General features: G+C 71.0%; 22 protein-coding genes and 1 pseudogene. 17 read left to right on the top strand and 6 right to left on the bottom strand.

Annotation, left to right across the window (positions count from 1 at the left end; genetic code table 11):
- Positions 1–62 precede the first annotated feature (62 nt).
- Positions 63–965, top strand: coding sequence for a VOC family protein (locus ACYQ1L_RS18905; protein ID WP_460005544.1), 903 nt, complete (start codon positions 63–65; stop codon positions 963–965).
- 135 nt (positions 966–1100) lie between these two features.
- Here the strand turns inward: ACYQ1L_RS18905 and ACYQ1L_RS18900 are convergent, their stop codons facing one another.
- Entirely contained in the window at positions 1101–1493 is a 393-nt protein-coding gene (locus ACYQ1L_RS18900; RefSeq protein WP_460005543.1) for a DoxX family protein, read from the bottom strand.
- A gap of 34 nt (positions 1494–1527) precedes the next feature.
- On the opposite strand from ACYQ1L_RS18900, the gene ACYQ1L_RS18895 reads away from it, so the two are divergent.
- Complete coding sequence (locus ACYQ1L_RS18895; protein ID WP_460005542.1) at positions 1528–1995, top strand: winged helix-turn-helix transcriptional regulator; 468 nt, start codon at positions 1528–1530, stop codon at positions 1993–1995.
- 79 nt (positions 1996–2074) lie between these two features.
- On the opposite strand, the gene ACYQ1L_RS18890 is transcribed toward ACYQ1L_RS18895, so the two are convergent.
- Positions 2075–3820 (bottom strand): AMP-binding protein, encoded by a 1746-nt coding sequence (locus ACYQ1L_RS18890; RefSeq protein WP_460005541.1) that lies wholly within the window; start codon positions 3818–3820, stop codon positions 2075–2077.
- Between the two features lie 181 nt (positions 3821–4001).
- On the opposite strand from ACYQ1L_RS18890, the gene manA reads away from it, so the two are divergent.
- The 5 genes from manA to ACYQ1L_RS18865 all read left to right on the top strand — a co-directional run bounded on the left by manA (position 4002) and on the right by ACYQ1L_RS18865 (position 8821).
- Entirely contained in the window at positions 4002–5168 is a 1167-nt protein-coding gene (gene manA / locus ACYQ1L_RS18885) for a mannose-6-phosphate isomerase, class I (protein ID WP_460005540.1), read from the top strand.
- A complete protein-coding gene (locus ACYQ1L_RS18880) occupies positions 5165–6142 on the top strand; it encodes a DMT family transporter (RefSeq protein WP_460005539.1) in 978 nt (325 codons plus the stop codon). The genes manA and ACYQ1L_RS18880 overlap by 4 nt, the downstream gene beginning before the upstream one ends.
- Positions 6143–6231: 89 nt before the next feature.
- Complete coding sequence (locus tag ACYQ1L_RS18875) at positions 6232–6909, top strand: acyl-CoA synthetase (protein WP_460005538.1); 678 nt, start codon at positions 6232–6234, stop codon at positions 6907–6909.
- Complete coding sequence (locus tag ACYQ1L_RS18870; RefSeq protein WP_460005537.1) at positions 6906–7331, top strand: hypothetical protein; 426 nt, start codon at positions 6906–6908, stop codon at positions 7329–7331. The genes ACYQ1L_RS18875 and ACYQ1L_RS18870 overlap by 4 nt, the downstream gene beginning before the upstream one ends.
- Before the next feature lie 47 nt (positions 7332–7378).
- Complete coding sequence (locus ACYQ1L_RS18865) at positions 7379–8821, top strand: MFS transporter (RefSeq protein ID WP_460005536.1); 1443 nt, start codon at positions 7379–7381, stop codon at positions 8819–8821.
- A 6-nt stretch (positions 8822–8827) separates the two neighbouring features.
- Here ACYQ1L_RS18865 and purB read toward each other — a convergent pair whose 3' ends face one another.
- On the bottom strand, positions 8828–10204 hold the full coding sequence (gene purB, locus ACYQ1L_RS18860) for an adenylosuccinate lyase (RefSeq protein WP_460005535.1): 1377 nt from the start codon (positions 10202–10204) through the stop codon (positions 8828–8830).
- A gap of 37 nt (positions 10205–10241) precedes the next feature.
- Positions 10242–10763: a low molecular weight protein-tyrosine-phosphatase gene (locus ACYQ1L_RS18855; RefSeq protein ID WP_460005534.1), complete on the bottom strand. Its 522-nt coding sequence runs from the start codon at positions 10761–10763 to the stop codon at positions 10242–10244.
- A gap of 179 nt (positions 10764–10942) precedes the next feature.
- On the opposite strand from ACYQ1L_RS18855, the gene ACYQ1L_RS18850 reads away from it, so the two are divergent.
- On the top strand, positions 10943–11188 hold the full coding sequence (locus ACYQ1L_RS18850; protein WP_460005533.1) for a hypothetical protein: 246 nt from the start codon (positions 10943–10945) through the stop codon (positions 11186–11188).
- Between the two features lie 15 nt (positions 11189–11203).
- On the top strand, positions 11204–12679 hold the full coding sequence (locus ACYQ1L_RS18845; protein ID WP_460005532.1) for a lipase family protein: 1476 nt from the start codon (positions 11204–11206) through the stop codon (positions 12677–12679).
- 29 nt (positions 12680–12708) lie between these two features.
- On the opposite strand, the gene ACYQ1L_RS18840 is transcribed toward ACYQ1L_RS18845, so the two are convergent.
- Positions 12709–13113 carry a phage holin family protein gene (locus tag ACYQ1L_RS18840; protein WP_460005531.1) on the bottom strand — a complete coding sequence of 135 codons (405 nt, stop codon included), beginning with the start codon at positions 13111–13113 and terminating at the stop codon, positions 12709–12711.
- Positions 13114–13279: 166 nt separating this feature from the next.
- Here ACYQ1L_RS18840 and ACYQ1L_RS18835 point away from each other — a divergent pair, with 166 nt between their 5' ends.
- From ACYQ1L_RS18835 to ACYQ1L_RS18815, 5 genes and pseudogenes are all read left to right on the top strand, one after another.
- A complete protein-coding gene (locus tag ACYQ1L_RS18835) occupies positions 13280–14350 on the top strand; it encodes a histidinol-phosphate transaminase (protein WP_460005530.1) in 1071 nt (356 codons plus the stop codon).
- A 72-nt stretch (positions 14351–14422) separates the two neighbouring features.
- Positions 14423–15781: pseudogene (locus tag ACYQ1L_RS18830) on the top strand (gamma-glutamyltransferase family protein); the annotation flags it as partial.
- Between the two features lie 220 nt (positions 15782–16001).
- On the top strand, positions 16002–17126 hold the full coding sequence (locus ACYQ1L_RS18825) for a thiamine pyrophosphate-dependent dehydrogenase E1 component subunit alpha (RefSeq protein WP_460005529.1): 1125 nt from the start codon (positions 16002–16004) through the stop codon (positions 17124–17126).
- Between the two features lie 106 nt (positions 17127–17232).
- Complete coding sequence (locus tag ACYQ1L_RS18820; protein WP_460005528.1) at positions 17233–18234, top strand: alpha-ketoacid dehydrogenase subunit beta; 1002 nt, start codon at positions 17233–17235, stop codon at positions 18232–18234.
- A gap of 21 nt (positions 18235–18255) precedes the next feature.
- Positions 18256–19602 carry a dihydrolipoamide acetyltransferase family protein gene (locus tag ACYQ1L_RS18815; protein WP_460005527.1) on the top strand — a complete coding sequence of 449 codons (1347 nt, stop codon included), beginning with the start codon at positions 18256–18258 and terminating at the stop codon, positions 19600–19602.
- A gap of 140 nt (positions 19603–19742) precedes the next feature.
- Here the strand turns inward: ACYQ1L_RS18815 and ACYQ1L_RS18810 are convergent, their stop codons facing one another.
- Positions 19743–21029, bottom strand: coding sequence for an ROK family protein (locus tag ACYQ1L_RS18810; protein ID WP_460005526.1), 1287 nt, complete (start codon positions 21027–21029; stop codon positions 19743–19745).
- 148 nt (positions 21030–21177) lie between these two features.
- Here ACYQ1L_RS18810 and ACYQ1L_RS18805 point away from each other — a divergent pair, with 148 nt between their 5' ends.
- Genes ACYQ1L_RS18805 through ACYQ1L_RS18795 form a run of 3 tightly spaced genes read left to right on the top strand, consistent with a single transcriptional unit; the run spans position 21178 to position 24286 of the window.
- Entirely contained in the window at positions 21178–22488 is a 1311-nt protein-coding gene (locus ACYQ1L_RS18805; RefSeq protein ID WP_460005525.1) for an ABC transporter substrate-binding protein, read from the top strand.
- Complete coding sequence (locus tag ACYQ1L_RS18800) at positions 22485–23396, top strand: carbohydrate ABC transporter permease (protein ID WP_460005524.1); 912 nt, start codon at positions 22485–22487, stop codon at positions 23394–23396. Before ACYQ1L_RS18805 ends, ACYQ1L_RS18800 begins: the two co-directional genes overlap by 4 nt.
- Positions 23396–24286, top strand: coding sequence for a carbohydrate ABC transporter permease (locus ACYQ1L_RS18795; RefSeq protein ID WP_460005523.1), 891 nt, complete (start codon positions 23396–23398; stop codon positions 24284–24286). Before ACYQ1L_RS18800 ends, ACYQ1L_RS18795 begins: the two co-directional genes overlap by 1 nt.
- Positions 24287–24322 lie beyond the last annotated feature (36 nt).

Genomic DNA, 24322 nt, shown 5'->3' with positions numbered 1-24322 from the left:
CCCCCCGGCCTCCACCCTGGAGGAGTCCGGGGGGATCATCGACGTGCGAGGAGCTCTCCCTCATGACCCAGCGGATCGTCCCGAACATCTGGTGCGACGGCGACGCCGAGGAGGCGGGCGCGTTCTACGCCTCGGTGTTCGAGCGCGCCACGTCGCGGGTGGTCGCGCGATATCCGCAGGAAGGGCTGCTCGAGTTCCAGCGTCCTCTCGCCGGTCAGCCGCTCACGGTGGAGGTGTCGATCGACGGCTTCCGGATCACGCTCATCAACGCCGGGCCCGAGTTCGCCCCCAATCCGGCGCTCTCCTTCCTGGTGAGCGTGGATCCGCGTCGCTTCGCCGACGCGGATGCCGCGCGCGCCTGGATCAACCGCACCTGGACCGCGCTCGGCGAGGACGGCCTCGTGGTGATGGACATCGGCGAGTACCTGTTCAGCGGCCTGTACGGCTGGGTCGAGGATCGCTACGGGGTGAGCTGGCAGCTGAAGCTGATGGACCGCGACGCCGAGCCGGCGCCCCCGATCACTCCGATGCTGGTGTTCGGCGGACGCGTGCGGAACAGGTCGGAGGAGGCGATCGCGCTGTACGGCGAGCTGCTGCCGCCGTCGGGGATCACCCGCCAGGTGCAGTATCCGGTGACCGAGCCCCCGCACGTCACGGAGCCGATCGTGTACTCGGAGTTCCTGCTCGCCGGCCAGCGCTTCGCGGCCTTCGATTCCCCTGTCGACAGGGACTTCACGTTCACACCGGGGCTGTCCCTGCAGATCGACTGCGACGGACAGGACGAGATCGACCGGATCTGGGCGGCGCTGAGCGCCGTGCCGGCGGCCGAGCAGTGCGGCTGGCTCGTCGACCGCTTCGGAGTGAGCTGGCAGGTCGTGCCGGCGAATCTGGGTGCGCTGATGCAGCGGCCGAACGCCTACGAGCACCTCATGGGCATGAAGAAGATCGTCATCGCCGACCTCTGATCTTCTGCCTGTTGCCGACCCGGATCCTGAATCTGCTCATGTCGCAGTGACTCATCCGTCCAGGTCGCGATAACTGCGCTTCCCGGCGCCCGGAACAGCAGAAATCGCGACCTGAATGGATCCAGCTCGACGGGGTCAGCGCACCGCGAGGAAGCCCAGCACCGCGCTCGCGACGGCCAGCACGGCGAGGACGATCGCCGGGGCCGCCGGCTCCTTGCGACGCAGGTGCACGACGACGGCACCGAGCATGATGATCGCGAGCCCGGTGCCGGCAAGCGGGGTGAGGATCGGGGCGATCCCGGTCGCGAGCGGCAGGATGAGGCCGATCGCGCCGACGACCTCGAGGGCGGCGATCGCCTTGATCGAGCCTGCCGAGAAGTCGTCGGTCCACGCCATCCCGCGTTCGGCGAGCACCGGCTTCGGCGTGAACAGCTTCATCCCTCCGGCGCCCAGCAGGGCGAGGGTGAGCAACGCGTTGATGATCCAGAGGGCGATCAGCATGAGGTTCTCCTTGTTATCGATCGTCACCTTGTTACGATCAGTAAGTAAAGGATGGAGCATCGTGGAGACCCGTACAAAAGGCACATCGGTGTCACCGGCGCACAGCGGCGGAACCGTGACCGACCCGGCGCTCGCCGCCCCCGTGGACCTCTCCGAGTACGAGCGCTCGTGCGAGGGGCAACCTGGCGGCCCCGAGGTCGGGCGCATGATCCGGGACGTCCTCGACCGTGTCGGCGACAAGTGGTCGCTGCTCGTGGTCGCCACGCTGGGCGACGACGTGATGCGGTTCAGCGACCTGCTCCGGCACATCCCCGGCATCTCCCAGCGCATGCTGACCCTGACGCTGCGCCAGCTGGAGCGCGACGGGCTCGTGATCCGCACCGCCTACGCGGAGGTCCCGCCGCGGGTGGAGTATCGGCTCACCGCGCTCGGCAGCACGTTCGTCGAGATCGCGCACACGATCGCGCAGTGGGCGATCGCCAACCACGCGACGATCGAGCAGTCCCGCGCCGACTACGACGCACGCTGAGTCGCGACGTCACGCCCGTAGGACGGGCTTCTGTGATCGTCGACTTCTGAGCTGTTCCCGCAGGTTCCGGAACCGGCCGTCAGCGGTGGTCGCGGTCGTGGTGCTGGCCGGTCTCGTCGCCGGCCGCGACGCGCTCGGCCTCGCGGGCGCGCAGGTCGACCCGGCGGATCTTGCCCGAGATCGTCTTCGGCAGCTCCGGCACGAACTCGATGATCCTCACCCACAGGTGCGGGGAGAGCTGGCCGCGCGCGTGGGCGAAGATCGATCCGGCCGTCGCGACGAGATCCTCGTGCGCCGACGCGGTGAGGCAGACGTACGCCTTCGGCACCGCGAGGCGGGTGGGATCCGGGCTCGGCACGACCGCCGCCTCCATCACGTCCGGGTGCTCGAGCAGGACCGACTCGAGCTCGAACGGCGAGATCTTGTAGTCGGAGGCCTTGAACACGTCATCCGCCCGGCCCACGTAGGTGAGGTACCCCTCGGCGTCGCGGGTGGCGATGTCGCCGGTGTGGTGGAAGCCGCCCTCGCGGGAGCGCGCGGTCGCCTCCGGATCCGCGTAGTAGCCGGCCATGAGCCCCAGCGGGCGCTCGGCGAGGTCGAGGCAGATCTCGCCCTCCGCCTCGCCGTCGGCATCCCCCTCGACCCGTGCGCCCGTGACCGGATCCACCAGCACGACCGGATAGCCCGGCAGCGGGCGGCCCATGGATCCGTCCTTCACCACCTGCCCCGGGGAGTTGCCCACGCAGGCCGTCATCTCGGTCTGGCCGAAGCCGTCGCGGATCGTGCCGCCCCAGGCCTCGCGCACGCGGCCGATCACCTCGGGGTTGAGCGGCTCACCGGCGCCCACGAGCTCGCGCGGCGGGTGCGCGAGGCGGCCGAGGTCGGCCTGGATGAGCATCCGCCAGACAGTCGGCGGCGCGCAGAACGTGGTGACGTGGTGCCGCTCCATGACCTCCATGAGGGCGTTCGCGTCGAACCGGTCGTAGTTGTAGACGAACACCGTGGCCTCGGCGAGGAACGGCGAGTAGAAGCTCGACCAGGCGTGCTTCGCCCACCCCGGCGAGGAGATGTTCAGGTGCACGTCGCCCTCGCGCACCCCGAGCCACCACATCGTGGACAGGTGCCCGACCGGATACGACACATGCGTGTGCTGCACGAGCTTCGGGCGGCTCGTGGTGCCGGAGGTGAAATACAGCAGGCTGGTGTCGCCGGCCGGGGTGGGCCCGTCGGGCTCGAAGGCCTCGGCGGCGCCGTTCGACGCCGAGAAGTCGTGCCAGCCGTCGGACGCCGCGCCGCCCGGGACGTCGGGCACGGCGATGCGCACGAGGTCCGACGGCAGATCGGCGACGCGGTCGGAGAGGGATCCGAGCGTCACGATGCCGCGCGCCTCGCCCTTCTCGGCGCGGTACGCCAGGTCGGCGGGGGAGAGCAGCGTCGACGTCGGGATCGCGACCGCGCCGATCTTGGTGAGGCCGAGCATCGTCTCCCACAGGTCGATCGTGTTGCCGAGCATCACGATCACGTGGTCGCCGCGGCGGATCCCGAGCTCCTGCAGCCAGTTCGCCACCTGGTTCGAGCGGCGTGCCAGCTCGCCGTAGGTCCAGCTGCGGCTGGACAGGTCGGCGGAGACGATCTGCACCGCGGGCCGGTTCGGGGTCTCGCCGGCCACCACGTCGAACCACTCCAGCGCGAAGTTGAACTCGCGCAGCGCCGGCCAGCGGAACGTGGCGCGGGCGCCGGCGTAGTCGGTGGCGTGGGCGAGCAGCAGATCGCGGGCGGAGCGGATCGCGGCGGTCGCCGCGGTGGCGGAACGAGGCTCGGTCATGGAGCCATCCTCGCGCCGATCCCGCGGATCCGCGAGACTCCGTTTCCTGGGTGAGAACACACGCCTGGCGTGGAGTCCCACTCCGGAATGAGAGTCTCGCGGAACCGGGTGGTCCGCCGGCAAGAGGGCGTGCTCGATACGCTGGATCCGTCCCCCGCATCCTTCCCGAACGGAGACCCGCATGAGCGCGCCCGAGACCCCGCTGTTCGTCGAGATCGGCAATGTGCCCCGCGACTACGCCTGGGGACGCGTCGACGGCGTGGCCGGCGTGCTGGGCACGGCGGGCAGCGGCGGCCCCGAGGCGGAGCTGTGGCTCGGCGCGCACCCGGGATCCCCGGCCCGCGCGACCGGCGACGCACCGTGGGCGACGCTCCTGGACTGGGAGCGCGAGAACGGCGCCCGGCTGCCGTTCCTCCTGAAGATCCTCGTCTCCGGCGGGCCGCTGTCGCTGCAGGCCCACCCCACCACCGCGCAGGCGCAGGCCGGGTTCGCCGACGAGAACGCGCGGGGCATCCCGCTGGAGGCGGCGCACCGCAACTACAAGGACCCGTACGCCAAGCCCGAGCTCATCGTCGCCCTGGAGGACGGCTTCGAGGCGCTGTGCGGCTTCCGCCCGGTCGCCGACACCCTCGCCGACGTCGACGTCCTCGCGGCGCGCGCCGGATCCGATGCCCTCGCCCCCTGGCGCGCGGAGCTGGCCGGGCCCGACGGCCTGCGCGCGGGCTTCGCCTGGCTGCTGGGCGGCGGCGCCGAGGTCGACCTCGCCGTGGCGGCGCTCGTGGCCGCGGCCGCGGGCGACGACCGCTTCGAGCTCGTCACGCGCCTCGCCGAGGCGTACCCCGGCGACCCGGGCATCGCGGTCGCCCTGATGCTGCACCACATCACGCTCGCCGCGGGGGAGTCGCTGTGGCTGCCCGCTGGCAACATCCACGCCTACCTGCGAGGCGCGGGCGTGGAGCTCATGGGGCCGAGCGACAACGTGCTGCGCGGCGGACTCACGCCCAAGCACGTCGACGTCGCCGAGCTGAAGCGGGTGCTGACCTTCTCCGCGTCGGACGACGACCGCCTCGTGCCCGTCGAGCTCGCCGAGAACGTGCGCAGCTACCGGCCCCGCATCCACGCGTCCGGCGCCGACGTGCCGTTCGAGCTGCTCGCCGTCACCGGCGACGCCTCGCTCGAGCTGGCCGGCCCCTCGATCGCGATCGCGACGGACGGATCCTTCACGCTCGCCGGCGACGGCGCGACTGCGGCGGTGCCGCGCGGTGCTGCGGTCTTCATCAGCCGTGCCGCCGCAGTGCAGGCGACCGGATCCGGCCGGCTCTGGGTCGCCACCGCCGTGTCGCTGTGAACCGCACCGCCGCCCGCCGTGTGCTCGGGCTGTCGGTGCCGGAGTGGGCGCTCGTCGGCATCACGATGATCTGGGGCGCCACCTTCCTCGTGGTGCACACCGCGATGCAGCACTCCGGGCCGTGGTTCTTCGTGGGCTTCCGCTTCCTCGCCGCCGGGATCTTCGCCGCCGCGATCTTCTGGCGGTCGCTGCACGGCATGACCTGGCGCGAGCTCGGCGCCGGCGCCGCGATCGGCGCCGCGATCTACAGCGGCTACGGGCTGCAGACCGCCGGCCTGCAGACGATCGACTCCTCCACCAGCGCGTTCATGACGGCGTTCTACGTGCCGCTCGTGCCGCTGCTGCAGTGGCTCGTGCTGCGCAAGCCGCCGCGCGCGCTCACGCTGGTGGGCGCGGCGCTCGCCTTCGTCGGCCTGCTGTTCGTCGCCGGCATCGGATCGAAGGGGATCCAGCTCGGCACGGGGGAGATCCTCACCCTCATCAGCACGCTCCCGATCGCCGGGGAGATCATCCTGATCAGCCTCTTCGGCGGGCGGTTCGACGTGAGCCGGCTCACCGTCGTGCAGCTGCTGACCGCGTCGGTCCTGGGCTTCGCGACCATGCCGGTCGCCGGCGAGCAGGTCCCCGCGTTCGACCCCGTCTGGCTGTTCGCCGGCCTGGGCATGGGCCTGGCGAGCGGCCTCATCCAGCTCACCATGAACTGGGCGCAGCGCTCGGTGTCCGCCACCCGCGCCACGATCATCTACACCGGCGAGCCGGTGTGGGCGGGCGTCGTCGGCCGGATCGCGGGGGAGCGGATCCCGCCGCTGGCGATCCTCGGCGCCGGGCTCATCATCGCGGGCACCCTGCTCAGCGAACTGCAGCCGCGGCGCGCCGACGGCGGGACGGCGGAGGATCCGGATCCCGAGGACGCCGAGGACGAGGCGCGTCCGGAGGATCCGGCCCCGAGCGGGCGCCTAGGATCGCCCGCGTAGACTGGGAGGGTCCGCCCGCCCGTCGAGGCGGCGGCGAGCCCGCGATGCTGTTGCCCGGGCTCTCGAAGCTCAGGACCCGAGGATCCGTCATGTCAGCCCCCCGCACGCTCACGCTGCGACACGTGCAGCTCGCGCGCGCAGCTCTCGCCGCGGTCGCGGCGCTGATGATCACCTTCTCTGCGGACCACTCGGCGATCGTCGGGCTCTCCGTGTTCAGCGGCTTCGCCCTGGTCACCGCGCTCATCCACATCGTGGCGGCCTGGCTGGTCGCTCCGACGGGCTGGCGCTGGCCGTTCATCCTGCTGGCCGCGTTCTCGATCCTGACCGGCATGGCCGGGGGAGTGCCCGCATGGCGCTCGACGCCGCTGTTCTTCGTGGTGGTCATCGCCTGGGGTGCGCTGACCGGACTCGTCGAGCTCCTCGCAGGGCTCCGCGCGCGACGGCTCACCCGCACCGGATCCGCACCGGCGGTCGCCGCAGACGGCGCCCGCGATGCGATCCTGGTCGGCGCGCTGGGCCTCGCGCTCGCGGTCGGCCTGCTGTGCGTGCCCACGACCTACGCGCTGCGCTACACCATCACCGGGGCGGGGTCGTTCACCCTGACCGGCATCACCCTGGGCGTCGGGATCTTCGGCGCCTACGCCGCGATCGTCGCGGTGTTCCTGGGCATCGCGGGGCTCAGCCCGCGCCCCCGTGCCTCCGCCGACGAGGGCGCCGACACCGCCGCCGCCGGGACGGCGCCGGCCGAGAACGAAGGATCCGCATGACCGAGAAGACCAGGCGCCGGGATCTGTTCCGGCCCGTGCAGCTGATCGGGCTGTCGCTGCTGTGCGGCGTCTTCGCCGGGGTGGTGACCCTCATCGCGACCGGCGCGTTCACCGACAAGGTGATGCGCATGGTCGACAAGGGCACCTATGCGGGGATCCCGCCGTGGAACCTCGCCTTCATCGTCACCGGCGGCATCTTCATCGCCGCGCTGCTGATCCTGTCGATCCTGATCCTCGCGGTCGACCCCGCGGACTTCACGACGCCGCACGACCGTCCCGTCCTCTACGACAAGGTCGACGACGCGGCCGGCGCGACCGGGGCCGAGGGATCCGCGTCCGATGCATCCGGATCCGGGTCCGACTCGTCCGGACCGGCTGACGACGCCACCGGTTCTGCAGACGGCGACGCGCCGAAGGCGTAGTCGCCGGGAATAGCCGGCGCCCGTCCCGCCTTGATCCCGAGGTGAGCATGACGATCGATCGCGCCTCCGTGGGTCTCCGTTCCGAGCGCGGGCCCGTGCTGCTCTCGCTGATGCTGGCCACCGGCCTCATCGCGATGGACGCCACGATCCTGGCGACCGCCGTCCCCAGCGTGGTGCACGACCTGGGCAGCTACCAGCAGTTCCCATGGCTGTTCTCGATCTACCTGCTCGCGCAGGCGGTCAGCGTGCCGATCTACTCGAAGCTCGCCGACACCGTGGGACGCAAGCCGATCATCCTGATCGGCATCGGGCTGTTCCTGCTCGGATCGATCCTCTGCGGCGTGGCCTGGAGCATGCCCTCGCTGATCGTCTTCCGACTCGTGCAGGGCCTCGGCGCCGGAGCCGTCGCGCCGATGGCGATGACGATCGTCGGCGACATCTACTCCGTGTCCGAGCGCGCGGTCGTGCAGGGCTACATCGCCAGCGTGTGGGCGGTCTCCTCGGTCGTGGGTCCGGCGCTGGGCGGCGTGTTCTCGCAGCTCGACGTGTGGCGGCTGATCTTCCTCATCAACGTGCCGCTCTGCCTCGTCGCCGCGTGGATGCTGCTGCGGCACTTCCACGAGCAGACGGAGCGGCGCCGACACCGCATCGACTACCTCGGCGCCGCGCTGCTCACCGTGGGCCTGACCGGCCTCATCCTCGGCGTGCTCGAAGGCGGCAACGCCTGGGCGTGGCTGTCGGTGCCGAGCGTGCTCTGCTTCGTCGTCGGGGCCGTGGCGCTCACCGTGTTCGCGCTCGTGGAGCGCCGGGCGGCCGAGCCCATCATCGACCTGCGCCTGATCTCCAGCCGGCTGATCCTCACCACGACGCTCGCGTCGTTCGCGATCGGCGCGCTGCTGACCGGCGTGACCAGCTTCGCCCCCGCCTACCTCGAGGGCTCGATCGGCGTGCTGCCGCTGCTCTCCGGTCTCGCCGTGGCCGCCATGACCCTGGGGTGGCCCCTGTCGGCCGCCAACGCCGGGCGGCTGTACCTGCGATTCGGGTTCCGCGTCACCGCCCTCGTCGGGGCGACGATCGCCACCGTCGGCGCGCTCGGGCTCGCACTGATCGGGCCGTACCCCAACGCGCTGTCGCTGGCCGGAATCGCGTTCGTGATCGGCTTCGGCCTGGGCTGGACCGCGTCGCCGACGCTCATCGTGGCGCAGGCCTCGGTCGGCTGGGGCGAGCGCGGCGCGGTGACCGGGATGAACACCTTCGCGCGGTCGGCGGGTGCTGCGGTCGGGGTCGCCGTCTACGGTGCGATCTCCAACGCGGTGCTGGCCGCGGGCGGCGGCGAGCACGACCCGGCGACGGTGGTGCACGCCTCGACGTGGGTGTTCATCGCCGCGGCCGTGACGGCGGCGCTCATGCTGCTGGCGATCCTCGCGATGCCGAAGGACCGCGCCGGCGAGTACTCCGGCGCCCCGGCGGCGGTTCCCGCCGAGGCCTGAGCCGGGCTACTTCGCCAGGGTCTCTGCGAGCCCCACGTACGTCGCCGGGGTCAGCGCGAGCAGGCGCTGCTTGGCCTCGTCGCCGATCTCCAGGCCCTGCACGAACTCGGCGAGCTCCGCGGCGCCCACGCGGTGACCGCGGGTGAGCTCCTTCAGCAGCGCGTACGGATCCTGGATCGTGGAGCGGCCGGCGACGACCTCGGCGCGGATCACGGTCTGGATCGCCTCGCCGAGCACCTCCCAGTTCGTGTCGAGGTCGGCGAGCAGCACGTCGCGGGAGAGCGAGATCTCGTTGAGGCCGCGGCGCAGGTTGTCCAGGGCCAGCAGCGAGTGCCCGAACGCGACGCCGATGTTGCGCTGCGTGGTGGAGTCGGTGAGGTCGCGCTGCAGGCGGCTCGTGACGAGGGTCTGCGAGAGCGAGTTCAGCAGCGCGCCGGACAGCTCGAGGTTCGCCTCGGCGTTCTCGAACCGGATCGGGTTGATCTTGTGCGGCATGGTCGAGGATCCGGTCGCGCCGGCGACGGGGATCTGCGCGAAGTAGCCGAGCGAGATGTACGTCCAGATGTCGGTGGCGAGGTTGTGCAGGATCCCGCCCGCGTGGCGCACGTGGTCGTACAGCTCGACCTGCCAGTCGTGCGACTCGATCTGCGTGGTCAGGATGTTGAAGTCGATCCCGAGGCCCTCGATGTACTCGCGGGCGAGCGCCGGCCAGTCCACCGACGGCTCGGCCGCGAGGTGCGCGGACCAGGTGCCGGTCGCGCCGGAGAACTTCGCGAGGTACTCGGATCCCTGGATCCGCTTCACGACGCGCTCCAGGCGCCACGCGAACACCGCGAGCTCCTTGCCCATCGTCGACGGGGTGGCGGGCTGGCCGTGCGTGCGCGACAGCATCGCCGCGTCCGCGTGCTCGACCGCGAGCTCGCGGAGCTTCGCGATGACGTCCTGCAGGGCGGGCAGCCACACCCGCTCGACCGCGCGCTTGACGGTGAGCGCGTAGGAGGCGGAGTTGATGTCCTCGCTCGTGCACGCGAAGTGCGTGAGCTCGGCGATCGCGTCCAGGCCCAGCGCCGTCAGCCGGTCGCGCACGAGGTACTCGACGGCCTTCACGTCGTGGCGGGTGACCGCCTCCTTCTCGGCCAGCCAGTCGATCTCGGCCTGGCCGAAGTCGCGGTACAGGCCGCGCAGCCGCTCCTTGTCGTCCTCGGAGAGCGGCGAGGTGCCGAACAGGGAGCGATCGGTGAGCGCGATCAGCCACTCCACCTCGACCTCGACGCGAGCCCGGTTGAGGCCGGCCTCGGACAGGTAATCGGCGAGCGGGGCGACCGCGGCGCGGTAGCGCCCGTCGAGCGGGCTGAGGGGCTGGGCGGGGAGCGAGGCGGTCACGGGAGTCTCCGGGAGTCGTGGATCCGGGCCGCCCGTGTCACGGACGCGGCGGTCGGATGGCGGGTTCGAGCTGGCGGAAGAGGCCGTGGCTCGCGCTCTCGATCATACCGAGCACCTCGTCGAAGACCGGGGCGTCGGCGTAGTAGGGGTCCGGCACGTCCAGCGCGCCATGATGCTCGAACGCGCTGTCGGGGTGCTCGAAGGACAGCAGCAGGGTGACCTTGCCCTCCTCGGACTCGTCACGCGCCCACTGCTTCAGGATCCGCTCGTGCGTGCGGTCGAGCGCGACGACGAGGTCGTTGCGGGCGAAGTCCTCGTAGGTGAACTGCCGCGCGCGATGCCCGGAGCCGTCATAGCCGCGACGATCGAGCGCCTCGATCGTGCGACGGTCCGCCTGCTCGCCGACATGCCAGTCGCCGGTGCCGGCGCTCGTGGACACGATGCGGTCGCCGAGCCCCTGTCGCGTCGCGATGTCGCGGAAGACGACCTCCGCCATGGGTGACCGGCAGATGTTGCCCGTGCACACGAAGATCACGCGGAACGGGTCCGACTCGGTCATGGCTCCATTGTGCCGCACCGGTGCCACCGTCCGAGAGCGGGATGCGCCGCGCGCTATCGCCGCCGGCCGTCCTGCCCGCCCTCCGGGTGCGTCCTCCACAGCGCGGAGAGAGCACGCGGATCCCACGGCTTGCACGAACCCCGTCCCGCCGCTCTGCGCTCCGGCGCAGGCTGGGCGACATGTTGACGATCGCTCCTCCCGCCGCCGAAGGATCCTGGATGCTCGCCGAGGCGCTGCTGCGCTGCGGCAGCGTGCGCGAGCGGCTCGACCGGGCCCTCGCCGACTTGGTGGCCCTCTCCGGCGACTGCGCCTGGAAGGCCCGCGCGGTCGAGCTGATGCTCGATCGGTGCGCCGAGCAGCAGCACGCGATCGCGGGCGTGCTCGATCAGCTGGGCTGGGTCGAGTCCGGGCTGCGGGTGGGGTGACCGGTGGGAAGCGATGTGGAGATCTCCCACGGCGGGATCCTCGCTGTGGATCCGGACGCTCTGCGGGCGATGGCCGGGCGGCTGCGTGCGGACGCCGCCGCCGTGCAGATCGCCCGTGACGAGCTGCTCGAGATCCCGGGGCTCGTGGATTCGTCGTGCCTGCCGCCAGGGTCGCGCTCGGGTGCGGTCATGCCGGTGTGGCCGGCGGCGAACCGGCTGGACGCTGTGAACGCGGCGCTGGATGAGATCGCGAGCGGCACCGCCACCATGGCCGACATCTTCGAGATCGCCGAGCTCCGGGCGCAGCGGGCGACCTCGAGCGTGACGGATCCGGAGCTCGTGAAGCAGTCGCTGCATCGCATCGACGAGATCCTGCGACGGAACCCCGGTCTGCGCGCGACCGAGCGCGACCTGCTGCAGAAGTGGGCGCTCGGCGCGTACGACGGGTTCGTCCCTGCCCCGGGCGCTCCGCTCTCGGAGGCGCAGAGCGCGGGGTGGGACCTGCTCTCGACGCTGAGCCCCGGTCTGCAGCTGACGCTCATGAGCGCGGGGTCCGCGGAGGCGGGCGTCGCCCAGGGCGCCCTGATGCTGCTGCGGCTCTGCGCGCCCGGTCTCGGTCAGACGCCGCGCGGGCCGCTCACGCCGACGCCCGGCACGGTCCTCGTCGACGGCGTCCCAGGTCCGGGTGCGCCGGGCCGCGGTGCCGTCGGCCCTCGCCCCGGCGATCTGCTTCTCACCCGGGCCCGGACGCCCGCCCGCGTCTCCATGCCGCCGTCGACCCCCGGCGGTGCGCTGCCCGTGCCGCGGGCGCCGGCGTCCCTGAGCGACGTGGTCGCCCGGATCCCATACGGCGAGACGCCGCAGGTGCGCGTGGAGAAGTACGCCCTGGCGGATGGGTCGACCCGCTTCCTGGCGTACGTCGACGGCACGCGTCCCGGTGGGCCGGAGACGGAGCCCTGGGACATGGAGTCGAACCTTCGGGCGTACCTCGAACGGAAGGAGTCCGATTCCTACAAGGCGACGGTCGCCGCGCTGCGCGCCGCCGGTGCGGACGAGAGGACGCCGGTCGACCTGGTCGGCTACTCACAGGGCGGGATGGATGTCGACCTCGTGGCCCAGTCGCGAGCGTTCGACGTCCAGAGCGTCTACACCGTCGGCTCGCCCACCGAGCCCGCGCTGCCCTCCGACGTCGCGCATGTCGCCGTGCGGCACACAGACGACCCGGTCGCCGGGCTCACCGGCGGCGGACGACCGGACGGGCTGGGATCCACGCAGAGCCTGGTCATCACGCGGACCGCCGCACCGGGGCACGGTATCGATGTGAGCGTCCCCGCGCACCAGCTCGCCGCGTATCAGGAGACCGTGCGGCTGGCCGAGCAGTCCGGCGATCCGCGCATGGACGCGCTCCGGGAGCGGTTCGCCGCCTACACCGGAGCGACCCTGGTCGACTCCACGGACTTCACCGCGGCACGCGTGACGGAGGAGCAGTGACGCTCCGCATCGTCCTCCGGCTCGCGATCTCAGCGGTCGCGGCGGCGCTGACGCTGCGGGCGCAGGATCGCGTTGAAGATCGCGTTGATCACGGCGATGAGGAAGGCGGCGACGATCGTCCAGCCGAAGCCGCCGAGCGCCAGGCCCCACCCCCAGAAGCCGGTGATCCATGCGGTCAGCCAGAGGAGGAACCCGTTGATGACGAGGGAGATGAGCCCCAGCGTCAGGATGTACAGCGGGAACGCCACGATCTTCACCACCGTGCCGACGATCGTGTTCACGACCGCGAACACCGCGCCGATCGCGAGCAGCGTGACGAGCAGCGGCACCATTCCGCCGGGCGGGTACGGGGTGACCGTGACCTCGAGGACGGTGATCAGGCTCACGACCCAGATGGCGAAGGCGTTCACGATGACGCGGATGAGGAACCTCATGAAGCCGATTCTGGCACTCGGATCCGCGATCCGCAGGAGAGTTGCGCGTGGGCCGGTGATGTGGATGGACGTCCGTTCGCCACGGCCCGGCGGCGGGGCCGCGGCAGCCGGTGGTGGGACCGCGGCAGCCGGGTGCGGGCGCGGGCCGCGCATCTAGACTCGACGCGTGAGCGAAGAGATCCTGCCCCGCATCCGCGAAGAGATCGCGGCCCTCCCGCCGTACCGCCAGGGCAAGCAGGCCGGCGCCGACGCGTTCAAGCTGTCCAGCAACGAGAACCCGTTCGAGCCGCTGCCGTCGGTCGTCGCCGCACTGACCGTGGGGACGCCGATCAACCGCTACCCGGATGCCACCGCCGGCGCGCTGCGGGCGCGGCTGGGCGAGCGCTACGGCGTCGCCCCGGACGCGGTGCACGTCGCCTCCGGCAGCGTCGCGATCCTGTACCAGCTCGTGCAGGCCGCCGCCACGGTGGGGGACGAGGTCGTCTACGCGTGGCGCTCGTTCGAGGCGTACCCCGGCCTTCCCCTGGTGGCGGGAGCCACGGGCGTGCAGGTGCCCCTCACCGCCGACTCCCGGCACGACCTCGACGCCATGGCCGCGGCGATCACCGACCGCACCCGCGTGGTCATCGTGTGCACGCCGAACAACCCGACTGGTCCGATCGTGACGAGCGCCGAGTTCGCGGCGTTCGTCGCCCGGGTGCCGCGGGACGTGCTGATCGTGCTCGACGAGGCGTACGCCGAGTTCGTCACGGCCCCCGACGCCGTCGACGGCCTCGCGGAGCGCATCTTCGAGACCCACCCCAACGTCGTCGTGCTGCGCACTTTCTCCAAGGCGTACGGCCTCGCCGGGCTCCGGGTCGGATACGCGATCGGGCACCCGCGCGTTCTGGACGCGGCCCGCACCACGGCGATCCCGCTGTCGGTCACCGCGGCCGCCGAGCGTGCCGCGATCGCGAGCCTGGACGCCGAGGACGAGCTGCGCGCCCGCGTCGCGGTCATCGTCGAGCGCCGCACCGAGCTCGTCGCGGGCCTGCGCGAAGCGGGCTGGGACGTGCCCGACGCGCAGGGCAACTTCGTCTGGCTGCCCACGGGCGAGGCGACGGCCGACGTCGCCGCGGCGTTCGAGGAGGCGGGCCTGATCGTGCGCGCCTTCCCCGGAGACGGGATCCGGATCTCGGTCGGCGAGGCGGAATCGCTGCCCCGCGTCCTGGCCGTCGCCGCCGCGCAGCGCCCCTGATCGCCCGCACGCCGGCTGAACCGGCGACGCCTGCAGGATCGTGCGACGGATGCAGGGCCGAACCGCCGCATCCGGGCCCTGGAGCGCTGGGGCACGCTGAGCCTGGGCGAGGCGCTGAAGCCGGCCATCAAGGTCGCGGACCGCGGCTTCGTGGTGGACGACACCTTCCGGCAGCAGACGCTGGACAACAGGGCGCGCTTCGCGGCGTTCACCTCCACGAGCGCGCTGTATCTGCCGGGCGGGGACGCTCCCGCGGTGGGCAGTGTGTTCCAGAACCACGACCTGGCGGCCACCTACCGGCTGCTCGCGAAGGACGGCATCCAGGCGTTCTACAGCGGGCCGCTGGCGCAGGAGATCGCGCAGACGGTGCAGGCGCCCCCCAAGACGCCCGACACCACCCTGCCGGTGCCCGTCGGCTCGATGACGGCGGCAGACCTCGCCGGCTACTCCGTGGTGGATCAGGATCCGACGCACGTGAACTACCGCGGGCTGGACGTCTACGGCATGGCGCCGTCCAGCAGCGGCGGCACCACGGTGGGCGAGGCGCTCAACATCCTGCAGAACTATCGGCTCTCCGGGATGGACAGCACGCAGGCCCTGCACCACTACTTCGAGGCGAGCTCGCTCGCCTTCGCGGACCGTGGCAAGTATGTGGGCGACCCGGCCTTCGTGGACGTGCCGACCGCGGCGCTGACGGATCCGCTGTACGGCGCCGAGCGCGCCTGCCTGATCGACCCCGCGCACGCGCTGCCGAAGCCCGTCGCGCCGGGAGACGTGACCTCGTACGACGGCGTGTGCCCGGGCGCCGCGGCGTCGCCGGCCTCCGAGAAGGACACGGAGAACATCTCGACGACCAACCTCACCGTGTCCGACCGGTGGGGGAACGTGGCCGAGTACACGCTGACCATCGAGCAGACCGGGGGATCCGGCATGGTGGTGCCGGGGCGCGGGTTCCTGCTGAACAACGAGCTGACCGACTTCTCCACGGTCTGGAACGCCTCGGATCCGAACCGCATCGAGCCGGGCAAGCGACCGCGGTCGTCGATGTCGCCGACGATCATCCTGCAGGACGGCAAGCCGTTCCTGGCCTTGGGATCGCCCGGCGGATCCACGATCATCACCACCGTGCTGCAGACCATCCTGAACCGGGTCGACCTGGGCATGGACGTGTCGCAGGCGATCGCTGCCCCCAGGGCGGCGCCGCGCAACGGCACGAGCGTGGTGGCGGAGCCGGCGTTCATCGAGCAGTACGGCGCCGGCCTGACGGCCCTGGGTCACACGCTCGTGCCCTCGGGCGACTCGTTCACCTCGGCGTCCGAGATCGGCGCGGCCACCGCCATCGAGTTCCGGCCGGACGGCAGCACCTTAGCGGCGGCGGAACCGGTGCGACGGGGCGGCGGCTCGGCGATGGTGGTGTCCCCGACGCCCTGAGGGAGAGGGCCCCCGGGCGCGGGGCCCTGAGCCGAGAGGAACGGCATCCGAACGATGCAAGGCGTCCCACGTAAAAAGCTAGGGGGACCTGGCAAAAATGCGTGGGACGCCTGGATATCCGCGAGCCTGCATGCGTCCGTGGGGATCGTGACAGGACCCCGGGGATCGTTTGTGGCGACCCTCCACTGCACAACCGGAATCCTCGGTTAGCGTAGACAAGGTGACAGACGCCGATATCCCTGTCGTCCGCGTCCTCGACGCCGACGGCAGCTACGCCCCGAACGCCGCGGCCGAGGAGTATCTGCCCCTCATCGACACGCTCCCGGACAGCGAGATCGAGCAGTTCTACCGCGACATGGTCGCGATCCGCGCCATCGACAGCCAGGCCACCAACCTGCAGCGCCAGGGCCAGCTCGCCCTGTGGCCGCCGAGCCGCGGGCAGGAGGCCGCCCAGGTCGGATCCGCCCGCGCCGCCCGCCCGCAGGACACGATCTTCCCGTCCTACCGGGAGCACGTCGTCACGCGGATACGCGGCGTGGATCCGGTCGACATCATCAAGCTCATGCGCGGCACGTCGAACGGCGGATGGGATCCGACCGACCCCCGCAACGGCAACGCCCGCATCTACACGCTCGTGCTCGGCTCGCAGACCCTGCACGCCACCGGCCTCGCGATGGGACTCGTCTTCGACGGCAAATGCGGCACCGGCGACCCCGACCGCGATGAGGCGGTCATGGTCTACTACGGCGACGGCGCATCGAGCCAGGGCGACGTGCACGAGGCCATGGTGTTCGCCGCGAGCTACCGCACCCCCGAGGTGTTCTTCCTGCAGAACAACCACTGGGCGATCTCGGTGCCGGTGAGCACCCAGTCCCGAGTGCCCCTCGTGCAGCGCGGCATCGGCTACGGCATCGAGTCGATCCGGGTCGACGGCAACGACGTGCTCGCCAGCTACGCGGTCACCCGTCGGGCGCTCGACGAGGCGCGCGGCGGCGACGGTCCCCGCGCGATCGAGGCCGTCACCTACCGCATGGGCGCGCACACCACGAGCGACGACCCCACGAAGTACCGCGGCAGCGACGAGGAGCACGAGTGGGCGCTGCGCGACCCGATCGCCCGCATGCGCGCGTACCTCGAGCACCGCGGCGCCGGGGAGTCCTTCTTCGCCGACGCCGACGCCGAGGCGGCCGACGCCGCGGAGGACCTGCGCGTGCGCACCCTCGAGCTCGTCTCGCCCGGACCCGAGGTCATCTTCGACCACGTCTACACCGACCCGCACCCGCTCATGGCCGAGCAGAAGGCCTGGCAGGCGCAGTACGAGGCCTCGTTCGAGGCCGGCGCATGAACGCCGGCGCCTCGGAAAAGAGGATGATCCGCACTCTGCAGGAGATCCAGGACGGATCCGTCCTCGATTCCTGCGATCGTCCTGCAATCGTGAAGGGATCCCGCGCATGACAACCGTGGAGACGGCCGCCCGCATCGAGACGATGCCGTTCAGCAAGGCCCTGAACGCGGGCCTGCGCAAGGCCATGGAGGACGACCCGCGCGTCATCCTCATGGGTGAGGACATCGGCGCGCTCGGCGGCGTGTTCCGGGTCACCGAGCACCTGCAACGCGACTTCGGCCCGCAGCGCGTGCTGGACACCCCGCTCGCGGAGTCGGGCATCGTCGGCACCGCGATCGGCCTCGCGATGGGCGAATTCCGCCCGGTCGTCGAGATCCAGTTCGACGGCTTCGTGTTCCCCGCGTTCGATCAGATCACCACGCAGCTCGCGAAGCTCACCGCCCGCCACCAGGGCGCGGTGTCGATGCCGGTCGTGATCCGCATCCCGTACGGCGGGCACATCGGCGCGGTCGAGCACCACCAGGAGAGTCCCGAGACCTACTTCGCGCACACCCCGGGCCTGCGCGTGGTGTCGCCGTCGACGCCGAACGACGCGTACTGGATGATCCAGGAGGCGATCGCCTCGAACGACCCGGTGATCTTCCTCGAGCCGAAGAGCCGGTACTGGCCCAAGGGCGAGGTCGACCTCGCCGCCCCCGCGCTGCCGCTGCACGCCTCCCGCATCGTGCGCCGCGGATCCGACGTCACGCTCGTCGGGCACGGCGCCATGGTGTCGACCCTGCTGCAGGCTGCCGCGCTCGCCGAGGCCGAGGGTACGAGCTGCGAGGTCGTCGACCTGCGCTCGCTCTCGCCCGTCGACTACGGACCCATCCTCGACTCCGTGCGCTCGACGGGCCGGATGGTCTACGCGCAGGAGGCGCCCGGATTCGTGAGCCTCGGCAGCGAGATCGCCGCGACCGTGATGGAGCGCGCGTTCTACGCCCTCGAGGCGCCGGTGCTGCGGGTGTCCGGCTACGACACCCCGTTCCCGCCCGCGAAGCTCGAGGGCGTCTACCTGCCGGATCCGGACCGGATCCTCGAGGCCGTCGACCGGTCCCTCGCGTACTGAGGCTGTGAAAGGATCCCGACCATGAGCACCCAGACCTTCACCCTGCCGGACGTCGGCGAGGGCCTCACTGAGGCCGAGATCGTCACGTGGAAGGTCGCCCCCGGCGACGCGGTGGCCGTGAACGACGTGATCTGCGAGATCGAGACGGCGAAGTCGCTCGTCGAGCTGCCGTCGCCGCACGCCGGCACCGTCGGCGAGCTGCTCGTGCCGGAGGGGAAGACGGTCGACGTCGGCACCCCGATCATCACGTTCGTGACCGGCGCCCCTGAGCCTGCGGCCCCGGCGGCGCCGTCCGCCCCCGCACCGGCGGAGGGATCCGGATCCGTGCTCGTCGGCTATGGCTCCGGCGCGGAGGCCACGTCGCGCCGCCGTCGTCGGGCCGAGCGCCCCGTGCGCTCCACGGTGGGCGTGATCGCGAAGCCGCCGATCCGCAAGCTCGCCCGCGACCTCGGCGTCGACCTCACCCAGGTCACGCCGACGGGCGCCGACGGCGAGGTCACCCGGGACGACGTCATGAAGCACGCCGAGCAGGCGAGCGTGTTCCGCAACATCCAGACGCCCGAGTGGGGCGACGTGCGCGAGGAGACCGTCCCGGCGCCGCAGCCCGCACCCGTCGGTCTGGCCCGCGGCATCTCGCCCTCGCCGGCGCGCGCCGGAGCGGACGAGAGCCGCACCGAGTCCATCCCGGTCAAGGGCGTGCGCAAGGCCACGTCGTCGGCCATGGTGCAGAGCGCCTACTCCGCCCCGCACGTGACCGTGTGGAAGGAGGTCGACGCCTCGCGCACCATGGAGCTCGTGAAGCGGCTCAAGGCCTCGCCCGACTTCGCCGACATCAAGGTGTCGCCGCTGCTGATCATGGCACGCGCCGTGATCTGGGCCGTCCGGCGGACCCCGATGGTCAACGCCGCCTGGATCGACACCCCCGACGGCGCCGAGATCGCCGTGCGCCACTACGTGAACCTCGGGATCGCCGCCGCGACCCCGCGCGGCCTGCTCGTGCCGAACATCAAGGACGCGCAGGACCTGGGCATGCGCGACCTGGCCCGCGCCCTGAACCGCCTCACCGCCACCGCGCGGGAGGGCAAGACGACGCCCGCCGACCAGCAGGGCGGTACCATCACGATCACCAACATCGGCGTGTTCGGGATGGATGCGGGCACCCCGATCATCAACCCCGGCGAGGCGGGGATCGTGGCCATGGGCACGATCAGCCAGAAGCCGTGGGTCGTGGACGGCGAGGTGCGCCCCCGCTGGGTGACGACCGTGGCCGGATCCTTCGACCACCGCGTCGTGGACGGCGACGGCATGAGCCGCTTCATCGCCGACGTCGCCGCCGTGCTCGAGGAGCCCGCCCTCCTCGTCGACTGACGTGTCGGACCCCGCATCCTCGGATCCGGGTAGGAGAACGGCGGAGCTGCAGGCCGCCTGAGGCGTGTCGTGCCGGGATCTGCGCCCGACACGCCGAGCGCTCCTCGGTTTTCCGACGGTCGCGGACCCCGAGGTCGGCGTCAGCCGTGCAGGCGCCGGGCCGCGAGCCGCGGCAGGCCGACCGTCCGTGCGGCGGCGAGGGCCGTGGAGACCGCGCCGGCGAGCACGATGTCGGCGCCGAGCTGCGAGCGCAGGATCTTCGGCGCCGGCAGGTGCAGCATCGGACGCAGCGCCGTGCGCGCGGCGTCGAGCACGGGCTCGATGGCGTCGGCGATCGCGCCGCACACGATCACGCGCTCCGGGTCGTAGGTGCTCCCGAGCACGGCGACCACGCGCGCCAGGTGGGCGCCGGTGCCGCGCACGACCTCCGCGGCGGCCGGATCCCCGTCGGCCGCGAGGGCGAGGATCCCCTCGGCGCGGAGGCCCTCCGCGGCGAGCCGCGCCAGCGCGCCGTCGGCGGACGCCTCACCCGACGCCAGCAGCTCCCGGGCGATGCGGGTGACCGTGGGGCCGAGGCCGTCGGCCGATCCGACGCCGCGCACGTGGTCCAGCAGCACCATCTCGCCGACGCCGCCGTGCGCGCCGTGCAGCATGTGGCCGTCCACGACGGCGCCGGCGCCGAACCGTTCGCCCGCGATGAGGGCGATGTAGTCGCGGCACCCCACGGCCTCGCCCAGGTCGGCCTCCGCCGCGGCGGCGAGCACGGCGTCGTTCTTCACCTCGACCACGGGAGCCCATCCGGCGAGCACCTCGGCGAGGCCGGGGTTGGTGCGCTCCCAGAACCCGTCGGGGTGCGGCGGGGACGACCCGTTCCGCGTCACCGGCGCGGCGACGCCGGCGCACAGCGCCAGGATCTGCTCCCGCGGCACGCCGCTGTCGGCCAGCGCCGCCTCCAGGTGCTTCAGGATGGCCGTGCGCCGCTGGCCCACGGTGTGCTGCGGATCCAGGTCGGTGCGCAGGTGCGCCAGCGGCGTGCGCGCGAGGTCGGTGATGGTCACGCCGAGATGGGTGTCGCCGGCGTCCAGCGCGATCACGGCGCCGAGGTCGGAGGGCAGCTCGAACCGGCGTGCCGGACGGCCGCCCGAGTACTCGCCGGCGTCCCGGGCGTTCGCCAGTTCCCGGATGACGCCCGCCTCGACGAGGGTGTCGATCGCGTCGATCGTGGTGGACCGGGTGAGCGAGGCCCCGGCCATCGCCTCGGTGGCCGTGAACGGTCCTCGCCCCCAGGCGAAGTCCAGCACCTGGCCGAGGCTCGGACGCCCGACGGCGAACGCGGTCGCCGGGGTGGCGGCATCCGCGCCGGCCGGCGCGAGGGCGTCGCCGCCATCCATGGCGCGGAGCCGGGGCGGCGCGGGCGTTCTGGGCATTTTCTGCTTGACCTCTCGGGTGTACGTCTGTCAGAGTATCCCTCGCCCGAGTTAATTCGGGAACAAAATCTAATGGCCGGAACAAGGATCCGGGTCGTGCCGCGGGGGCAGGACCGGGTGGCGGATCCCGCCGGAAGAGATGAGGACGATGGTGTCTGGCAAGAGAACGCGGACGGCGCGGATGCTCGCGGTCGCCACGGCCCTCGCGATCGCAGGAACGGCTCTCGCCGGCTGCGCGCCCGCCGACGGCCGCGAGACGGTCCGCTTCACGTTCAGCAAGCGCGAGGCGATCGACTTCATGACGAAGGTCGTGGACGACTACAACGCCTCGCAGGACAAGGTGCGGGTGGAGATCGACACGTCCGGCGTTGATGTGGTCTCCGCCAGCTTCGTGCGCGGCAACCCGCCGGATCTGATGCTGGCGAACTACAACTTCGAGGTCGCCCGGTTCGTGCAGCGCTGCGCACTGACCGACCTGTCCGACACGGAGGCGGCGGGACGGATCCGCAAGGACCTCAAGCCGCTGCTCGATCAGTACGGGGTCTGCCCGGGCAAGACCACGGTGCTGCCCTACTCGGTGATGGCCGCCTCGGTGATCTACAACAAGGAGATCTTCGCGAAGTACGGCATCGAGGTTCCGAAGACCTGGGATGAGCTGATCGCCGCGTGCGACAAGCTCAAGGCCGCCGGCGTGGCGCCGTTCTACGCGACGCTGAAAGACAACTGGACGATCGGCCAGGGCTGGTACGACTACGCCGTCGGCGGCGAGGTGCCCGTCGTGGACTTCTTCAAGAAGATGAACGAGGAGGGCACGAACGTCGGCCCGAACTCGGAGACCTCCTTCTCGAAGGACTTCGCGAAGCCCGTCGACCAGATGACCCAGCTCATCAAGAACTACACGCAGCCGAACGCTCCGAGCCAGGCCTACGTCGACGGCAACCTCGCGTTCGCCCAGGGCAAGGGAGCGATGTACCTGCAGGGGCCGTGGGCGTTCGGCGAGATCGCCAAGACGTCTCCCGACCTGCAGCTCGGCAGCTTCCCGCTGCCGATGACCGACGACCCGAAGGACCTCAAGGTCCGCGTGAACATGGACCTCGCGGCCATGATCCCGACCGGATCGCATCACCAGAAGGCGGCCCGCGACTTCCTCGCGTACCTCTACCAGCCCCAGGTGATCGAGGCCTACAACGCGTCGCAGCTCGGCTTCGCGCCGACGACCGGCGCGAAGATGCCGACAGATCCGCGGATCCAGGGGATGATCCCGTACTACACCGACGGTGCGGTCTACCAGGGGGCGTCGGTGCTCGTGCCGAAGACGATCCCCGTCTTCAACTACGTTCAGGCGATCGCCCTCGGCGGCGACGTCAAGAGCACCTTGAGCACGATGGACGCGGACTGGGCGCGCGCCGCCTTCCTCGCCCCGAAGCTCCCGAGTGACACGAAGGGCAGCGCGAAATGAGCACCACGACCACCATCGTCACCCGCGGTGACCGCACGATCCGTCGCAGCAGCAAGCGGGTCGAGCCGATCTACTACCTGTTCCTGCTGCCGACGCTCGTGCTGTTCACGCTGGCGATCACGGTGCCCGCCGTGATGGGCATCTTCTTCAGCTTCACCGACTCGATCGGGATCGGAACCTGGAGCTTCAACGGGCTGACCAACTACATCGCGGCGTTCAGCGACCCGGCCATCCTGCAGAGCTACCTGTTCACGTTCGGGTTCTCGATCGTGACCGTGATCGTCGTGAACGTGCTCGCGTTCCTCCTGGCCGTCGGGCTCGTCTCGCGGATCCGGTTCAAGACCGGCCTCCGTGCGATCTTCGTGATCCCGATGGTCATCTCCGGAATCATCATCGCGTACGTGTTCAACTTTCTGTTCTCGAACTCCCTCCCGGCGCTCGGGACCGCGACGGGGATCCCGTGGCTGTCGACGAGCATCCTCGCCAACCCGGATCTGGCCTGGCTCGGCATCGTGATCGTGACCGCCTGGCAGGCGATCCCGGGCACGCTGCTCATCTACATCGCCGGCCTGCTGTCCATCCCCGGCGACGTGTACGAGGCGGCCGACCTCGACGGGGCGAGCAAGTTCCAGCAGCTCACCCGGATCACGGTGCCGCTCGTGGCGGGCTACTTCGTGATCAACGTCGTGCTCGGATTCAAGGGCTTCCTGAACGCGTACGACATCATCAAGGGCCTCACCGACGGCGGCCCCGGCACTTCCACCCGCAGCGTGGCGATGACCATCATCGCCGGCTTCAACGGAGGCGACTACGCCTACCAGATGGCGAACGCGACGATCTTCTTCGTCGTCGCGATCCTCATCTCCCTGCTGCAGCTGTCCGTGACCCGCGGAAGGAACGCACTCTGATGTCGACGCAGACTCTCCTCACCACCGAGGCCCTGACCACCACCGGCGGGCGCAAGCCGCGGATCCGCATGGAGCGGGTGAACTGGTCGGGCACGATCATCCTGATCCTGTGCACCGTCACCGTCCTGCTCCCGCTGTACGTGACGATCGCCATGTCGTTCAAGACGTCGAAGCAGTCGGTCGACGGCAACGCCTTCTCGTTCCCGGCGCCGTTCACGCTCGACGGGTTCGTGCAGGCGTGGAACCTCACCAAGTTCCCGGTCGGCGCCGGCGTCTCGCTGCTCGTGACCGCGGGAACCGTGTTCCTCACCGTGGTGCTGTCCGCGTTCGCGTCGTACGCGATCGTGCGCAACTGGGACCACAAGCTGTTCCGCTACTCGTTCTTCTACCTGCTCGCGGCGATGTTCATCCCGTTCCCGGTGGTGGCGCTGCCGCAGATCCAGCTCACCGGGCTCGCCCACCTGGACAACCCGTTCGGGGTGATCCTGCTCGCCACGATGTTCCAGCTCAGCTTCAGCGTGCTGCTGTTCACCGCGTTCCTGCGCTCGATCCCGCTCGAGCTGGAGGAGAGCGCGCGCATCGACGGCGCGGGCACCTGGCAGACGTTCTGGCGGATCATCTTCCCGCTGCTCGGGCCGATGAGCGCCACGGTCGGCATCTTCGCCTTCCTGTACGCCTGGAACGACTTCATGATGCCGTCGCTGATCATCTCGGATCCGGCTCTGCAGACCCTGCCGGTGCGGCAGAACCTGTTCCAGAATCAGTTCAGCAGCAACTACAACGTGGCCTTCGCCTCGTACCTCATGGCCATGGCGCCCGCGATCGTCGCCTACCTGTTCACCCAGCGCTGGGTGATGGAGGGCGTGACCCAGGGCGCTGTCAAGGGCTGAGCCCGAACCGGCATCCCCGTGAGAGCCTCGCGCCCG

The organism is Microbacterium xylanilyticum (assembly GCF_054654695.1).
The sequence above is the reverse complement of the archived record's forward strand: the minus strand, read 5'-3'. Positions and strand labels throughout refer to the sequence as shown.

What these genes read in the sequence shown, in the direction of transcription:
- ACYQ1L_RS18810 (WP_460005526.1), bottom strand. Translation starts at nt 21,029, where the DNA reads ATGCCCAGAACGCCCGCGCCGCCCCGGCTCCGCGCCATGGATGGCGGC.
- manA (WP_460005540.1), top strand. Translation starts at nt 4,002, where the DNA reads ATGAGCGCGCCCGAGACCCCGCTGTTCGTCGAGATCGGCAATGTGCCC.
- ACYQ1L_RS18890 (WP_460005541.1), bottom strand. Translation starts at nt 3,820, where the DNA reads ATGACCGAGCCTCGTTCCGCCACCGCGGCGACCGCCGCGATCCGCTCC.
- ACYQ1L_RS18800 (WP_460005524.1), top strand. Translation starts at nt 22,485, where the DNA reads ATGAGCACCACGACCACCATCGTCACCCGCGGTGACCGCACGATCCGT.
- ACYQ1L_RS18815 (WP_460005527.1), top strand. Translation starts at nt 18,256, where the DNA reads ATGAGCACCCAGACCTTCACCCTGCCGGACGTCGGCGAGGGCCTCACT.
- ACYQ1L_RS18795 (WP_460005523.1), top strand. Translation starts at nt 23,396, where the DNA reads ATGTCGACGCAGACTCTCCTCACCACCGAGGCCCTGACCACCACCGGC.
- ACYQ1L_RS18850 (WP_460005533.1), top strand. Translation starts at nt 10,943, where the DNA reads ATGTTGACGATCGCTCCTCCCGCCGCCGAAGGATCCTGGATGCTCGCC.
- ACYQ1L_RS18805 (WP_460005525.1), top strand. Translation starts at nt 21,178, where the DNA reads ATGGTGTCTGGCAAGAGAACGCGGACGGCGCGGATGCTCGCGGTCGCC.
- ACYQ1L_RS18870 (WP_460005537.1), top strand. Translation starts at nt 6,906, where the DNA reads ATGACCGAGAAGACCAGGCGCCGGGATCTGTTCCGGCCCGTGCAGCTG.
- ACYQ1L_RS18905 (WP_460005544.1), top strand. Translation starts at nt 63, where the DNA reads ATGACCCAGCGGATCGTCCCGAACATCTGGTGCGACGGCGACGCCGAG.
- ACYQ1L_RS18855 (WP_460005534.1), bottom strand. Translation starts at nt 10,763, where the DNA reads ATGACCGAGTCGGACCCGTTCCGCGTGATCTTCGTGTGCACGGGCAAC.
- ACYQ1L_RS18875 (WP_460005538.1), top strand. Translation starts at nt 6,232, where the DNA reads ATGTCAGCCCCCCGCACGCTCACGCTGCGACACGTGCAGCTCGCGCGC.
- ACYQ1L_RS18820 (WP_460005528.1), top strand. Translation starts at nt 17,233, where the DNA reads ATGACAACCGTGGAGACGGCCGCCCGCATCGAGACGATGCCGTTCAGC.
- ACYQ1L_RS18840 (WP_460005531.1), bottom strand. Translation starts at nt 13,113, where the DNA reads ATGAGGTTCCTCATCCGCGTCATCGTGAACGCCTTCGCCATCTGGGTC.
- ACYQ1L_RS18865 (WP_460005536.1), top strand. Translation starts at nt 7,379, where the DNA reads ATGACGATCGATCGCGCCTCCGTGGGTCTCCGTTCCGAGCGCGGGCCC.